The organism is Bradyrhizobium sp. IC4059, from assembly GCF_020193615.1.
In the GTDB taxonomy this organism is placed as follows: domain Bacteria; phylum Pseudomonadota; class Alphaproteobacteria; order Rhizobiales; family Xanthobacteraceae; genus Bradyrhizobium; species Bradyrhizobium yuanmingense.
This window is the reverse complement of sequence record NZ_JADYVH010000004.1, coordinates 64,173-78,937: the sequence shown is the minus strand read 5'-3', so window position 1 is coordinate 78,937 and position 14,765 is coordinate 64,173. Positions and strand designations below refer to the sequence as shown.

Here is a 14,765-nt window from a genome sequence, read left to right as displayed (position 1 = left end):
CCGCTCACGGAGGCCTTCTCGGCGTCCGCGATGCATCGATCATGCCGGCTTTCGCCGGATGCGTCGCTTTACTTATAGTGTACTATTAGTACAGTTATTCGGCGCCGGCAAGATGAATCCGGTCCGCAACCCGGCTCAGGCGATGGCCGCGAGATAGCGCGCGACCGACGCAGCAAACGCCGCCTTGGCACCGCTGGCGATGTTGCGGCCCCACCAGGCGCCATAGATCCGGTCGAAGGCGAACGGCTCGACGGCTGACGCAATCCGCCGCACCGCGGCGGCGTTGAGCGGCATGTAGTTCGGATAGGAATACATGAAACTGACGAAGCGCCGGTCCATCGTCACCTGCGCGATATCTCCCGTGAGCAGCGCGCCCTTGCCGTCCACACCACGCGCATAATGCAGCACGGTGGCGCCGGCGAAGTGGCCTCGGGTGCGCAGCAGCAGCACGTCGTCGGAGAGGCGATGGCTTTCGCCGGTCCAGTGCACGATCGCCGGATGAGGCCGCGTGACAAAGGCGCGATCGTCGGCGTGCAGATAGACCGGCACGCCGCCGAACCTGTCGCTCCAGTCGGCGACCGCGCCATAGTAATGCGGATGCGAGATCGCGATGGCCTTGAGACCGCCGAGTGCTGTGATGTGATGGATGGCCTCGTCGGTCGCGAGCGGAATGCAATCCCACATCACGCAGCCGTCGCCGTCAGGCACCAGCAGCGCTCGCTGCCCGATGGCAAAGCTCGGCTCCATGCCGATCCCGGTCAGGCCGAGATCGTCGCGCCCCACCAGTCGGTGCTTGCGCGCGAGCTCCTCGCGCGTGAGGAAAGCTTGACCGTCCCAGCCGACGAACTGGCGCTCGTCCTCGCAGATCGGACAGGCCGCAGGGGGTTTTCCGCTATCCGGGAATTGAGCGCCGCAGGTTGCGCAGGTCCAGAGGGGCATCGCGCTGATCCATCATGATCCAGTCTTGCAAGACATGACGTCGCACTCGCCGGATCGCAAGAGCAACCGGAACCAACGGGTTGAGAGCAGGTTAAGTTCTGGTCCGCCCGGGCACCCGCCCGCCGAGTCCGCATCATGCGAGATCCGATTCGATCGGCAGCATCAAGTTCAGCGTCTCGATGACATCTCGCCCTTCAACGTCTCGCATCTGGCCCCTGTTCGCGCTCAATTTCTTCATGGCCGACATGCAGTCGGGCATCGGGCCGTTCGTCGGGGTCTTCCTTCAGGAACGCGGCTGGGCGACCGGCCTGATCGGCACGGCAATGACGATCGGCAACGTCGCGGGCATGCTGGTCACGACTCCGATCGGCGGCTTCATCGATTCCAGCCGCAACAAGCGGCTGTGGGTGATCATTCCCGGCATCTGCGTCGTCTCGGCGTCTGCAATCATCCTGATCTCGCAAAACTTCTGGGCGGTGACGTTCTCGCAAGTCGCGCAATCGCTGGCGAGCGCCGCAATCGTGCCGGCCGTCACGGGCATCACGCTCGGCATCGCCAAGCAGAAGGGCTTCAATGCGCTCAACGGCCGCAACCAGGCGTACAACCACGCCGGCAACATGGTCGGAGCCGCGCTCTCAGGCTATCTCGGCTACAAGTATGGCTATTTTGCCGTGTTCGCGCTGGCGGCCCTGTTCGGCGCCATCGCCATCGCTTGCGTGCTGATGATTCCAGCCAAGGCGATCGACGATCGCGCCGCGCGCGGCAGCAAGGAGGACGATTCCAAGGCGCCGCCGGATGCGATGACGATGCTGCTGAAGCACAAGGCGCTGCTCGTGCTGGCTCTCGCCCTCGCGCTGTTCCACCTCGGCAATGCCGCGATCGTGCCGCTGTACGGATTTGCCGCGGTCGCCGAGGGACAGGCCAACGGCCCGAGCTTCGTCGCAACCACCGTGGTGATCGCACAGGGCGTGATGATCGTGACCTCGCTGATCGCGATGAAGGCCGCGAGCAAGCGCAACTACTGGCCGATCATCTTGGTCTCCTTCATGTTCCTGCCCATCCGGGGCGTGCTCGCCTTCTTCGTCACGGGATGGTGGGGCGTCGTGCCGATGCAGGTGCTCGACGGCATCGGCACCGGGCTTCAGACGGTTGCCGTCCCCGGCATGGTCGCGCGCTCGCTCAACGGCACCGGCCGCATCAATCTCGGCCAGGGCGCCGTGATCACCGTGCAGGGCGTCGGCGCGAGCCTCAGCCCGGCTCTCGGCGGCTGGATCGCGCAATGGATCGGCTATGGGCCGACCTTCCTGCTGCTCGGCGGCTTTGGCCTGGCGTCGATCGCGCTGTGGCTGGCCTTCAGTGCGGCGGTGAAGAAGTATTGAGGTTCTCCGGCGCCTGGCGGTCGCGGCGCAGCGTGCTCGATTTGCCCAATAAGGAGGCTGCGGCACCTCGTCGCTGGCTCAGCGCGTAGGTGCGAGTGGTTTTTCGCGCAATCTGGCGCATTTCTAGTTGCCGCATCCCCGGCGCGCCGACGAAAGTGCGGACCGCAATGAATCGGCAATAGGCGTTCCGGCGATCGATGACCCAGCCGCAGCTCTCATTCGATGGCGACCCGAACGGTGCGGCCTATGAACAATGGCGCGAGCAGTTTTGCCGTCAGGTAGCGAACGTCGATTTCGTGCCGGTTGGTGAAGGGCGCGTTCACCGAACCATTGCGCCTGCCATTCTTCCCCGCCTCAGACTCTCGGCCTCGTTCGGCACGCCGATGTCCTTCGTGTCATTGGGAACGAACGACGAGTTGGTGATCACGACGTCGCCCAATTCGGCATTGCGTGGGGCCATGGGGAAACGGCCACTGGAGGTCGCCGCCGGCGACATCACGATCGGCGATCCCTCGATCAAGGGGGCCCAAATCACGCAACTGGCGTATGGTAATTTCCAGACCGCGCTGCTGCCGCGAAAGGCCCTGCTGCGCGCCTGCCCGAATGCCGAGGACCTGATCGCGGGGTCGATCTCCGGCGCCAACCCGATCACATCGATGTTCCTGCGATATTACGATCTCGCGCATGCGCACGCGGACAAGCTCGCGCCGGCGGAGCTCGATGCGGTCTCGCAGCACCTGTTCGACCTCGCCGTCCTGATGCTCGGCGCACGCGGCGATGCCGCCGAAGAGGCTCAATTGCGCGGCCTTGCGGCGGCGCGCTTCGAAGCGCTCAAGTCCGACATCCTGGCGCAGCTGGACAGCCCCGCATTGTCGCTGTCCGACCTTGCAGCCACGCACCGCATCAGCGCGCGCACGATCCAGTTACTGTTCGAGAAGGCCGGCATCACCTATAGCGGCTTCGTGCTGGAGCAACGATTGCTGCGCGCCGAACGACTGCTGCGAAATCCTGCGATGCGCAGCCGCAAGATCATCGAGATCGCGCACCTCGCCGGATTTCACGACGTCTCTTACTTCCATCGCGCGTTTCGCCGCCGTTTCGGAGCGACGCCCGACGACGTCAGGAAGCTGGCTGGCGAGGCCGCATAGGCGAGTTCGCCGCGACGGCGCCGGAACGGCGCCTGCTACGTCCCAAAGCTCTTCTGCACCGCCTTGTCGAGCGTCTCGCCGCCGACGAAGCGCTGGCGCAGCTCGCGCTTGAGCAGCTTGCCGCTCGGATTCTTCGGCAGGGCGTCCACGAAGATCACGCGCTTGGGCACCTTGAAGTGGGCCATATGGCCGGCGCAATGTCTGATGACGGTTTCTTCGTCGAGCTTTGCCCCGGTCTTGACCACGACGATGGCGGTCACCGCCTCGATCCAGCGCGGATCGGGCAGGCCGACGACCGCGACTTCGGAGACCTCCGGGATGCGATAGACCATCTCCTCGACCTCGCGGCTGGCGACGTTCTCGCCGCCGGTCTTGATCATATCCTTGACGCGGTCGACCACGGTGATGTGGCCTTCCTCGTCGACCGTGGCGAGATCGCCGGAATGAAACCAGCCGCCGGTGAATGCCGCCGCGGTCTTGACCGGATCGTTGTAATAGCCGGAGAGCAGATGCGGCGAGCAATGCACGATCTCGCCGACTTCGCCGACCTTGACATCCTCCATCGCTGTGTTGACGACGCGCGTCTCGACGTTGAGCACGGGCTTGCCGGCGGAGCCGGCCTTGCGGAGCTGATCCTCCGGCCGCAGCACGGTCGCGAGCGGCGCGATCTCGGTCTGGCCGTAGAAATTCCAGAACTTTACGGCCGGCAGCCGGCGCTGCAATTCGAGCAGCACCTCCACCGGCATGATCGAGGCGCCGTAATACCCCTTCTGCAACGTCGACAGATCAGTCTTGTCGAAGTTCGGCGAGCGCAGCATCGCGATCCAGATCGTCGGCGGCGCGAAGAACGAGGTGATCCTGTGCGCCTGGATCAGCGCCAGGATGTTGTCGGCGGTCGGCTTGCCCGTGATCACGCCGGAGGCGCCGAGATAGACCTGCGGACCCAGGAACACATCCAGCTGCGCACAATGATAGAGCGGCAGAGCGTGCAGGAACTTGTCGTCCACGCTCATGCCGCCATCGATGATGCAGCTGACATACTGCCACATCACGGCTTCATGGGTCAGCATCGCGCCCTTGGGCAGCGATTCCGTGCCCGAGGTGTAGACGATCTGCGCGAGATCGCGGCTATCGACCGAGGCGTCCAGGAACGACCCGTCGGGATGCAATAGATCATCGAAGGTGGTGAGGTCGGCAGGCGCCGCGGCCGGATCCTCGCCCGGCAGCCAGATCATCTTCTCGACCGCGCAATCCTTCGCGCTCGCCGCGCGTGCCGGCCCGACGAAATCGGGACCGGTCGCGAGCAGCTTTGCGCCGGAGCTCTTCAGGATGAAGTTGATCTCGTCCGGATTGAGCATGAAGTTGATCGGCACCAGCACCGCGCCGATCCGTGCGGCCGCGAAGCGCAGCGCCGCGAAGGCGTGCGAGTTGCGCGAGAGCACGGCGAGGCGATCGCCCTTCCCGACGCCGAGCCCGAGCAGGCCGCGGCCGAGCCGGTTGCAGATCGCATCCATCTCGGCAAAGCTCCAGCTGACATCGCCGCAGCTCACGGCGAGCTTGCTCGGCTCACGGCCTGCGGAGCGGCGCAGGAGATCGCCGATGGAATGCTCGCGCGCTTTCGAGATGGTGGCTGCGGTGTCGCCGGTCATTTCTTCCCCGTGGAATTTCGCTCGGCTCAACGCTCGCGAGCTTTCGTGTTTCGCGGAACGTAGTCGGCGCTGTCAGCGACGTCAAATTGCACGGGGCAGATCAAAACTCGCGAAAACAACCCCATGCACAGTAGACGGGGGCTGCAAGATCAATGGGTTAGGTGTGGAGCCGGATTGGTGCGGGTCGGGCAGGCTTTCAGGAGCCAAGAGGCCGAGGAATCGTGGTGACTCGCCTGTCCGGCTCGCCCAAGCGAGCCGAGGCGAATTGGCCGCGATCGTTGACGCCCATTCCGAATGGGGTCTCTCGCGATTTGCTTCGTCGGGCAAAACAGGAGCATAGTGGCATCATCGCAGGAGGTCGGGCGGGCCGGGATGTGGCGGCGCCTTTCGGCGAGCGAGTTGCGCGGTTGAGGCTCGTCAGGCCTTTTTGTTTTCTCCAACGTTGGCCGATGCACAGTCGGAGTTGGCGCGGTCCAGCACTGTCACCGTGGCGCGGTCCAGCACCGTCACCGTAATGCGCGCCGACCAAGCCCGCGATCACGATTATCCATCAGATCGCGGGTTTGGCACTCCAACCTCAATTGCCCCGCTTGACCAGCGGGCATTCACTGTCAGCCAGCGAAGCGTAGACTTCGCCGCTTGGAATTTTCTCGAGCACGTTATAGTACTCCCAGGGTGCCTTGACCTCGGACGGATCCTTCACCTGCACAAGATAGAAGTCGTGCACGAGCTTGCCGTCGTCGCGCAACCTCGCGCCGCGTGCGTAGAAATCGTCGACGGGCGTCGAGCGCATCTTCTCCAGCACTGGATCCGTCGCATCCGTGCCTGCGGCAGCGACTGCTTTCAGATAGTGGCTGACGCCGGAATAGACCGCGGCTTGCGGTGCCGTGGGCATGGCGCTGCGAAGCTTGAAGAAGCGCTGGCCGAACGCCCTGCTCTCGTCATCCAACGCCCAGTACCATGCCGTCAGCGTGGTCAGGCCCTTGGCGGTTTTCGGGCCCATCGCATGAACATCAGTGTCGAACATCAGTTCGGCCACCGGCTTCTGGCTTCCCGTGTTCATGCCGAACTCGTTCCATTGCTTCATCAGGTTGACGAGCTGGTCGCCGGCATTGGCGAAGGCGATCGCCTTGGCGCCGGACGCCTTCGCCTGCAGGATGAAAGAGCTGTAGTCCGCGTTGCCAATAGGGTGATACACCGCGCCGAGCGACTTGCCGCCCGCCGCCGCCAGCACGCGCTGCGATTCCGACACCATGTTCTTGCCGAACGCGTAATCGGCCGCGATGAAGAACCAGGTGTCGTAGCCCTGGCTGACCAGGGTGCGGATCGGTCCCGACACCAGATTGTAGGAATCGTGCAGCCACGCCAGGCCGTTTCGCGAACATTGTTTGCCCGTCAGTTCGGTGGTCGCCACCGCCGAGTAGACCGCAATCTTGTTCTTGTCACGCGCCAGCGACTGGATCGCCAGCCCCACGGCCGAATTGGAGACGTCGGCGACCATGTCGACGCCGTCGACGTCGAACCATTTGCGGACAATGCCGACGCCGATATCGGGCTTGTTCTGGTGATCGGCGGCCAAAATCTCGACATTGATCGACGGCACCAGTTTCTGAAAGTCTTCCGCCGCCATCCTGGCTGCCGCCACGGAGCCCGATCCCGACAGGTCGGACAATGGCCCGGTCTGGTCATTGATAATGCCGATCCGGACCACGCGACCGGAGAGTTCGGCGGCGTGGGTGGGCAGAAAAGATGCGATGAAAGCCCCAACGACGAGAAGCGTAGCGATGCGGCCGTGCCAGTTCATGCGAACACCTTTCCAATAAGGGCGCTTGTGCCTTTCCTCCCTGTCTCGAACAGCTTAAGCCGCCGTTGCTCTCGCCTTGAGTTTAGAAACCGCCTTCTGCACCGCGGCTGCGCGCTTTTGCAGCCAAGGTTCGGCCTCGCGGCGCATGCGGGAAATCAGCTCACGCGGCGCATTCTGCACGGTGATGTCGAACGGCGGCTGCGGCTGATATTCCAGCATCAGCTGGAGGTTTTTTGCAACGTCTTCGCCGCAGAGTTCGGCGGCAACCTGAAAACCGAAATCGATACCGGCGGTGACCCCACCGCCGGAAATGCGGTTGCGGTCGACCACGACGCGTTCGTCGACGGCGATGGCGCCAAACGCAGCAAGCTGGTCGCTCATCAGCCAATGGCAGGCTGACCTGTATCCATCGATGAGGCCCGCGGCGCCGAGGATCAGACAGCCGGCGCAAACTGAGGTGATGTAGCGCGCCGATCCACCCTTGTCGCGAACGAAGGCAATCACCTCGTCATCGTCCATGGTGGCGACTTGTCCCGGACCGCCGCCGATGCAGAACACGTCCAGATCCGGGCAGTCGGCAAAGGTCGTGGTTGGCAGCAGCGGCAGACCGACGTCGCTGACGACGGGCTCGATGCGCTTCCACAGCAGGTGCATGCGGACGTTCGGCAGACGGGCAAAAACTTCGAATGGTCCGGTGACGTCCAGTTGCGTCATCCCAGGATAGTACAGAATTCCGATTTCGATCCGCTTGCCGGACATGGAGGCCTCCTAACGTTGGATAACTCATGTTGACAGCGGAGGGCCTTTGCCGAAATGTCATAACACACGCAATTCCTGCCAAGCCTTCCCTGCTCAAGGCGCTGCCAATGGCCCGTTCCGCCCCCCGCCGCGTGGTCTTCGTCCTTTTCGACGACTGTCTGCTGCTCGACTTTGCCGGACCGCTACAGGCCTTCGAACTGGCCTGCGAAACGTCGAAAGCGGGGCGCGCGCCCTATGTCTGGCAGATCTGCTCGTTGAAAGGCGGGTCGGTCAAAACCTCGTCCGGTCTGGAGGTGATGACGACCGCCCTCGCTGACTGCGACCACAAGAACATCGACACCCTCATGGTGGGTGGCGGTCCCGGCGTCCATCGCGCCGCTGCAGAAGCCGCGCTGGTCGATTGGTTTCGCCTGGCAGCGCCGAAGGCAAGGCGCGTCTGCTCGGTCTGCACGGGCACATTCATCCTCGCCGCAGCCGGGCTGCTGCGCGGGCGGCGCGCGGTCACCCATTGGGGTTCCTGTGACCTGCTGCGCGCAAAACATCCCGACGTTTCGGTTCAGGTCGACCCGGTCTTCGTGCATGACGGCGGCATCTGGACATCGGCAGGCGTGACGGCCGGCATCGATCTGGCGCTCACGCTGCTGGAAGATGATCTCGGCCATCGCGAGGCCATGCGCATCGCGCGGCGCCTCGTCGTTTTCCTCAAGCGGCCCGGCGGGCAGGCGCAATTCAGCGTGCCGCTGTCAATGCAGGCCTCGGAAGATCGGGCTCTCGAAAAAATTTCGAGCTGGATGCAAGAAAATCTCGGCCGCGATTTGCGTGTCGAAAGTCTCGCCGAACGAGCGGGCATGAGCCCGCGCACCTTCGCGCGCGTGTTTCGCCAGAAGACCGGCCGCACGCCCGCCAAGGCGGTCGAAGAGCTTCGCGTCGAGGCTGCCCGGCGCGCGCTGGAAGAGTCCGCCTCCCCTATCAAGGAAATCGCCGCGCGCGCAGGCTTTCAGAGCGAGGAGCATCTACGCCGCGCGTTCCGCCGCCGCCTGAACGTGCTGCCGCATGACTACCGGGTTCGATTCCATCAAGGGTAGAGACAACAAGCGACGGGCGGGGTGGCTCGACCTTTTGACGCCATGGGCGCCCAACGGGACAATAAGCTACCCCTCCAAAATCGCGACCGCTCGCGTCCATCCCGCCGAGGCTCGCTCGATCTTCACGGGGAAGCATGACACCTTGAAGCCGGTTGGCGGCAGCTGTTCGAGATTGTGCAGCTTCTCGAGATGACAATAGCCGATATGGCGTCCGGCCTTGTGGCCTTCCCAGATCAGGCTGGCGTCTTTCGTCTCGGCATATTTCTTCGCGGTGTGAACGAACGGCGCGTCCCAGCTCCAGCCATCGGTGCCGGTCAGGCGCACGCCGCGCTCGAGCAGGTACATGGTTGCTTCGTAGCCCATGCCGCAGCCCGAGGTGACGTAGTCCTGCCGGCCATATTTGGCGCCGGCGCTGGTGTTGACCACGACGATCTCGAGCGGCCTCAGCTCGTGGCCGATGCGCTTGAGCTCGGCCTCGACGTCTTTGGCCGTCGAGACATAGCCGTCCGGCAAGTGCCGGAAGTCGAGCTTCACGCCGGGCTGGAAGCACCATTCCAACGGCACCTCGTCGATGGTCCAGGACCGCTCGCCGCGATTCATGGTCGGGTGAAAATGCCAGGGCGCATCGAGATGCGTGCCGTTGTGGGTGGAGAGACTGACCTGCTCCACCGCCCAGCCCTGGCCATCAGGCAGATCCTCGGCCTTCAGTCCATCGAAGAACTGCAGCATGCGCGGCAGGCCCTGCTGATGATTGATGTACTGGATCGTCGGATGATTGCCAGGCGGGTCGGCCGGCACGTCGTTCTGGAGGGGGACGGAGATGTCGATCAGCTTGCTCGTCATGGCGCTTCCTCGTTGATTGTTCTCGTTGGCGGCAGTCAGGCGTCGCTTCAAGCGCGCCTTCAGACGCCCCCTTCAGGTTTCTTGCCGCTCGACGCGATTCTTCAAAATGCCGATCTTCTCGACCTCGAGCTCGATCGTATCGCCATGCTCGAGAAACCAGCCGAGCTCGAGGCCGCAGCCATTGCCGACCGTACCGGAGCCGATGAATTCACCGGGCATCAGCGTCTCGTCCTGGCTGACGTGGGCGATGATCTCCTCGAACGAAAACAGCATGCCCTCGCTCACGCCTTTCGAGCGGGTCTCGCCGTTGACGCGCGCTTCCATCTTCAGCTTGTAGGGATCACCGATCTCGTCCGGTGTCACGATCCAGGGCCCCATCACGTTGCCGCCGTCGAAGCTCTTGCCCTTGGCAGGGCCGAGCCGCCCCTCCATCTCGATGCGCTGGGCGTCGCGCGCGGAGAAATCGTTGAAGATGGTGTAGCCGAAGATGTGATCCCCAGCCCTCGCAGGCGTGATGTTCGCGCCCTTGTTCTTGGTGATGATGCCGAATTCGAGCTCGTAGTCCATCACCTTGCTGTAGCGCGGCCATTTCACCGTGGTGTTGGTGCCGCGGACGCTGAAGCGGTTGGTGATGTAGTAGATCGGCTGCTTGCGATAGACCTCGGGCAATTCGCCGAGCGGCTCGGCGTCGATGCGCGCCAATTCCGCCATGTCGCCCTTGGCACGCGCGGCGAGCTTTTGCTGCCCGCGCGGCGCCTGCAGGATGTGCAGGGGGAACGACATGCCGTCGCGCATTTGCCTCGGCTCCGGCACCGGCGCGAGGATGTCGACGGTGGTGACCGCCGCCGACAGCGTCGCGTCCTTTCCGTGCTTGTCGAGCAGCGCCCGGGCCCGATCGAGCGCGCGGGGCCCGGCGTCGATCAGCGCCAGCATCGAGCCGAAGGCCGGATCGGCTCCGCCGTCCCGTGCGGCCGCGGCGGCGAGGTCAAGCACCTGGCTGTCATTGCCGTGGACGGCGCCGATCTTCTCCTGACCGGCCGTTTTGAACGTTGCGAGCTTCACCTTGGACACCCCTTGCTATCGTTTCGAATATATGATCAGATAAAATATCGATAAACAAGAACGAAAAATATAAAGTGGGGAGAGCGCAGTGAGGCGAACGCAGATCACAGCGATGGTGGCAGGTCTCGTGCTCGGGATGTCTGCTGGCTTGACGGCACCCGCGCTGGCGCAGGCCAAGATCCAGATCGGCTGCACCGCCACCTCCGACTGCGCCTCGGCCATGGTCGCGGTCGACGAAGGCATTTTCAAAAAGCATGGGCTGGACGTCGAGATGACGCCGATCGCGATCAATTCCAACATCCCGGCGGCGATCCTGTCGAACTCGATTCAGGTCGGCGGCCCCACCTCCACCGTCTTCTTGCAAGCCGTGGACGGCGGCCTCGACCTCGTCGCGATCGCCGGCGCCTCGGTCATGAACCCGACCTCCAACACCGCGATCGCGGCCTTCGTCCGCAACGGCATCACCATCAAGGATCCCAAGGATTTCATCGGCAAGAAGGTCGGCGCGCCCGGCCTGAACGCCTTCCTGCACGTGCTCTTCGTGAAATGGCTGGTCGAGAAAGGTGTCGATCCCCGAAGCGTCAATTTCGTCGAAGTCACCTTCCCGACCATGGCCGACATCATCAAATCAGGCGGCGTCGATGCGGTGCTCACGGCCGAACCGTTCGTCACGCGCATGAGCAATGCGGGGCTCGGCTCGGTTGGCGCGCGGTACGGCGCCGAGCTCGGCCGCACCGATCCGATCATCTTCTATGCCGCATCGCGCGACTGGGCGGAGAAGAATGTGGCCACCGTGAAGAAGTTTCGCGAGGCCGTCGCGGAGGCCGCCGCGATCGTCAACAGCGACCGCGAGAAGGCCTCGGCCTCGATCGCCAAGTTCACCAAGCAGCCGCTCGATCTCGTCAAGGCGACGCCGCCGAACCAGTCCGAGCCGAACCTCAAGCCGCAAAACCTCAGCTGGTGGATCGAGGTGATGTCGTCGCAGAAGATGCTGCAATCGAAGCTCGACACCGCGAAACTGGTGCTGAACTAAGGGATATCGACGATGCCAGCTCCCGAGCGCACTCTCGAACGCCTGCCGACGGAAGCCGGCACCTTGAGCGAGCGTGCCGCAAACCTCATCGAGCAGGACATCCTGGCGGGAGATCTCGCACCGGGATCGCGGCTGGGCATCCTCGACCTCGTGCAACGTTACGATATCGGCGCCACGCCCCTGCGCGAAGGCCTTTCGCGGTTGATGTCGCGCGGCCTCATCGTCGGCATCGGCCAGCGCGGCTTCCGCGTCGCCGAGGTCAGCCGCGAGGATCTCGCCGACATCACCTGCATGCGGACGGCGGTCGAGATCGAGGCGGTCAAGCTCGCCATCCTCCACGGCGATGCTGCCTGGGAGGCCGGCATCATCAGCGCGCTGCATCAGATGCGCCGACACATCGAGCGCACCGGCGACGAATTCCGCGAGGGCGCGGCGGAGTTCGACCGGCTGCACAAGGGCTTCCACACCGCGCTGCTCGCCGCCTGCGGCTCGCGGCGCATGCTGGCCGCCCACTCCGACCTCTACGACCAGGCCTACCGCTACCGCCGCGTGATGATGGGCGCCATCGACAGCGGCGAGAGATTCATCCGCAGTCACCAGATGCTCGCCGACCTCGTGCTCGCCCGCGACGTGGCCGCCGCGCAAAAAATGCTGGCGGCGCATCTGCACTCGACCATCGATTTCGTCTATCCGCAGGTGAGCGGGGAGCAATCATGAGCGTCGTTGCAAGGCTCATTGAGGCGCGCGCCGCGCGGCGGCAGAAACCGCTGATCGCGTTCAATGCCGCGACGCTGCGGCTCGGCGGCAAGACCATCATCGAGAATCTCGATCTTCAGGTGCGGCCGGGCGAATTCCTCTGCATCGTCGGCGCCTCCGGCTGCGGCAAGACCACGGCGCTGCGGCTCGCCGCAGGTCTCTATCGCCCCACGAGCGGCGCGGTGACGTTTGAGGGCGAAGAGATCACCGAGCCGCGGCGTGAGGTCGCGATCGTGTTCCAGGATTACGGCAAGGCGCTGTTGCCGTGGCGGACCGCGGCCGGAAACATCTCGCTGGCGCTGGAAGCCTCGCGCGTGCCGGCGCGCGAACGCGGCGCACGCATCGAGGCGCTGCTGCGGAAGGTCGGACTGCCCGGTCATGCCGACAAATATCCGACCGAGATGTCCGGGGGCATGCAGCAGCGCCTGCAGATCGCGCGCTGCCTTGCGCAGGAGCCGACCACCCTGCTGATGGACGAGCCGTTCGGCGCGCTGGATGCGATGACGCGGCAGGGCTTGCAGGACGAGGTCCTGTCGCTGACGCAGGCGAGCGAGACCACCGTGATCTTCGTGACCCACGATCTCGACGAGGCGATCTATCTCGGCGACCGCGTCATCGGCCTCTTGCCGCATCCGGGCCGGATCGGGATCGAGCTCGACGTCGACCTGCCGCGTCCGCGCGACCAGCTCGCCACCCGCGAGCATCCGGAATTCCTGCGGCTGCGCCGGCAATTGTTCGACTTCATCAAGGCGACCGAGCATTGAGCCTCGATGGCACCAAGCCCTTGCTGCTGCCGCTGGCGCTGGTGCTGGCGTTTGAGCTCTGGGCGCGCCTCACCCATCTGCAAAGCGACAGCCTGGCGCCGCCGAGCGCAATCCTCGCGGCGCTGGCCACGGCGCTCGCCGATCTCTCGATCCCGGTCGCGACCCGCGACACGCTGTTCGCCGCCTTTGCGGGTCTGGCCATCGGCAGCGCCATCGGGCTTGCGCTCGGCATCGCCTTCGGCATTTCGCGTCCTCTCGATCGGCTAATGGAGGTGACGGTCGAGGCGATCCGCCCGATTCCCTCAATTGCGCTGCTGCCGATTGCGTTGATCGCGCTCGGCTTTGGCTATCGCATGGAGATCGTGATCGTGGCGTTCGCCTGCGTCTGGCCGATGCTGATCATGACGCGCAGCGCAGTGCGCAGCATCGAGCCGCGATTGATGGAAGTGTCGCGGGCCTTGCGGCTGAGCGCGCCGCAACGGATCGCGAAGATCGTGATCCCGGCCGCACTGCCGCGGATCTTTGTCGCCTTCCGCCTGTCGGCCGGGATCGCCCTGATCGTCGCGGTCACCGTCGAGATCGCCATCAACCCGATCGGCTTGGGTGCCGGCATCATGCTGGCACAGCAGGCCCTGCGCGCCGACCTGATGCTCGCCTATCTCGTCTGGATCGGCGCGATCGGCTACGCGCTGAACATGCTGTTGATCGCCGCCCAGCGCCGTCTGTTCGGCCGCGCCGCGCTCGCCGGAGACAATCCATGAAGCGCACCGCGATCCTCTGGCGTGTCGCAAGCGCCCTCGTCGCAGCCGGCTTCATCGCGGCGTGGCAACTCGTCGCCAATCTGAAGCTAGTGTCGCCGGTGTTCCTGCCCGGTCCGGACCGCGCCTGGGCCGCTTTGGTGCGCGGCTTTTCCAGCGGCGATCTCGCGGGCAAGCTCATCGGCACGCTGGAGCACATGGCCTATGGCTGGTTCGCCGCCTCGATCGCCGGCATTGCGCTTGGCGCGCTGATCGGTTCGTCCCGGATGATGCGCGCCTATGTCGCGCCGTCGCTGGAATTTTTGCGGCCCCTGCCGGTCTCGGCGATCATCCCGGTCGCGATCGCGATGCTCGGGCTGACGCAAGGCATGGCCTTGTTCGTGATCGCCTTCGGCGCGATCTGGCCGATCATGCTCGCAACCATTCACGGCTTTGCCGCAGTCGAGCCGCGGCTCTATGAGGTCGCCCGCTCGCTGCAGATGTCGCGCACCGCAATCATCGCCAAGATCGCCCTGCCCTCGGCATTGCCGGATATCCTCGCGGGCATGCGGCTCAGCCTGACCGTCGCGCTGATCCTCTCGGTGGTCTGCGAGATCCTGGCCGGCCTCGACGGCCTTGGTCACTGGGTGCTGCTCTCGGCACGCGCGTTCCGGTCCGCCGACCTCTTCGCCGGCGTCATCCTGCTCGGCGCGACCGGATATTTGACGTCGATTGCGATGTCACTGGTCGAGCAGCGGCTACTCGCCTGGCAGACCGCGGCGAGGTAGCGCGGCGATCCCATCGCCA

14 protein-coding genes are annotated in these 14,765 nt (G+C 64.5%); 8 read left to right on the top strand and 6 right to left on the bottom strand.

Features of this window, described 5'->3' with window-relative positions; all coding sequences use genetic code 11:
* Positions 1–135: 135 nt before the first annotated feature.
* Positions 136–939, bottom strand: a complete 804-nt coding sequence (locus I6F12_RS13925) for an MBL fold metallo-hydrolase (RefSeq protein ID WP_225156642.1) — start codon at positions 937–939, stop codon at positions 136–138.
* A 179-nt stretch (positions 940–1,118) separates the two neighbouring features.
* Here I6F12_RS13925 and I6F12_RS13920 point away from each other — a divergent pair, with 179 nt between their 5' ends.
* Together I6F12_RS13920 and I6F12_RS13915 are read left to right on the top strand one after the other, a co-directional pair.
* Positions 1,119–2,318 (top strand): MFS transporter, encoded by a 1,200-nt coding sequence (locus tag I6F12_RS13920; protein ID WP_225156641.1) that lies wholly within the window; start codon positions 1,119–1,121, stop codon positions 2,316–2,318.
* Positions 2,319–2,515: 197 nt separating this feature from the next.
* Positions 2,516–3,466: an AraC family transcriptional regulator gene (locus tag I6F12_RS13915; protein ID WP_225156640.1), complete on the top strand. Its 951-nt coding sequence runs from the start codon at positions 2,516–2,518 to the stop codon at positions 3,464–3,466.
* Between the two features lie 35 nt (positions 3,467–3,501).
* On the opposite strand, the gene I6F12_RS13910 is transcribed toward I6F12_RS13915, so the two are convergent.
* The 3 genes from I6F12_RS13910 to I6F12_RS13900 form a co-directional block, all read right to left on the bottom strand.
* Positions 3,502–5,115, bottom strand: coding sequence for an acyl-CoA synthetase (locus I6F12_RS13910; RefSeq protein ID WP_225156639.1), 1,614 nt, complete (start codon positions 5,113–5,115; stop codon positions 3,502–3,504).
* A gap of 577 nt (positions 5,116–5,692) precedes the next feature.
* The gene (locus tag I6F12_RS13905) at positions 5,693–6,919 is read right to left on the bottom strand and encodes an ABC transporter substrate-binding protein (protein ID WP_225156637.1); all 1,227 of its coding nucleotides are present in this window, start codon (positions 6,917–6,919) and stop codon (positions 5,693–5,695) included.
* A gap of 54 nt (positions 6,920–6,973) precedes the next feature.
* A complete protein-coding gene (locus I6F12_RS13900; protein ID WP_225111534.1) occupies positions 6,974–7,678 on the bottom strand; it encodes a DJ-1/PfpI family protein in 705 nt (234 codons plus the stop codon).
* Positions 7,679–7,785: 107 nt separating this feature from the next.
* On the opposite strand from I6F12_RS13900, the gene I6F12_RS13895 reads away from it, so the two are divergent.
* Positions 7,786–8,763: a GlxA family transcriptional regulator gene (locus I6F12_RS13895; RefSeq protein ID WP_225126619.1), complete on the top strand. Its 978-nt coding sequence runs from the start codon at positions 7,786–7,788 to the stop codon at positions 8,761–8,763.
* Positions 8,764–8,829: 66 nt separating this feature from the next.
* Here I6F12_RS13895 and I6F12_RS13890 read toward each other — a convergent pair whose 3' ends face one another.
* Both I6F12_RS13890 and I6F12_RS13885 read right to left on the bottom strand, forming a co-directional pair.
* A complete protein-coding gene (locus I6F12_RS13890) occupies positions 8,830–9,606 on the bottom strand; it encodes a cyclase family protein (protein ID WP_225156636.1) in 777 nt (258 codons plus the stop codon).
* Between the two features lie 72 nt (positions 9,607–9,678).
* The gene (locus I6F12_RS13885; protein WP_225156842.1) at positions 9,679–10,668 is read right to left on the bottom strand and encodes a fumarylacetoacetate hydrolase family protein; all 990 of its coding nucleotides are present in this window, start codon (positions 10,666–10,668) and stop codon (positions 9,679–9,681) included.
* A gap of 112 nt (positions 10,669–10,780) precedes the next feature.
* Between I6F12_RS13885 and I6F12_RS13880 the strand changes: the two genes are divergently transcribed.
* From I6F12_RS13880 to I6F12_RS13860, 5 genes are read left to right on the top strand one after another with little or no spacing between them, the layout of a single operon-like run.
* Positions 10,781–11,701 carry an ABC transporter substrate-binding protein gene (locus I6F12_RS13880; RefSeq protein WP_249786985.1) on the top strand — a complete coding sequence of 307 codons (921 nt, stop codon included), beginning with the start codon at positions 10,781–10,783 and terminating at the stop codon, positions 11,699–11,701.
* Positions 11,702–11,713: 12 nt separating this feature from the next.
* Entirely contained in the window at positions 11,714–12,418 is a 705-nt protein-coding gene (locus I6F12_RS13875) for an FCD domain-containing protein (RefSeq protein ID WP_225126625.1), read from the top strand.
* Positions 12,415–13,221 carry an ABC transporter ATP-binding protein gene (locus tag I6F12_RS13870; RefSeq protein ID WP_036020982.1) on the top strand — a complete coding sequence of 269 codons (807 nt, stop codon included), beginning with the start codon at positions 12,415–12,417 and terminating at the stop codon, positions 13,219–13,221. Before I6F12_RS13875 ends, I6F12_RS13870 begins: the two co-directional genes overlap by 4 nt.
* Complete coding sequence (locus I6F12_RS13865) at positions 13,218–13,982, top strand: ABC transporter permease subunit (RefSeq protein ID WP_225156632.1); 765 nt, start codon at positions 13,218–13,220, stop codon at positions 13,980–13,982. Before I6F12_RS13870 ends, I6F12_RS13865 begins: the two co-directional genes overlap by 4 nt.
* Positions 13,979–14,746, top strand: coding sequence for an ABC transporter permease (locus I6F12_RS13860; RefSeq protein ID WP_109142296.1), 768 nt, complete (start codon positions 13,979–13,981; stop codon positions 14,744–14,746). The genes I6F12_RS13865 and I6F12_RS13860 overlap by 4 nt, the downstream gene beginning before the upstream one ends.
* The last annotated feature ends 19 nt before the right edge of the window (positions 14,747–14,765 follow it).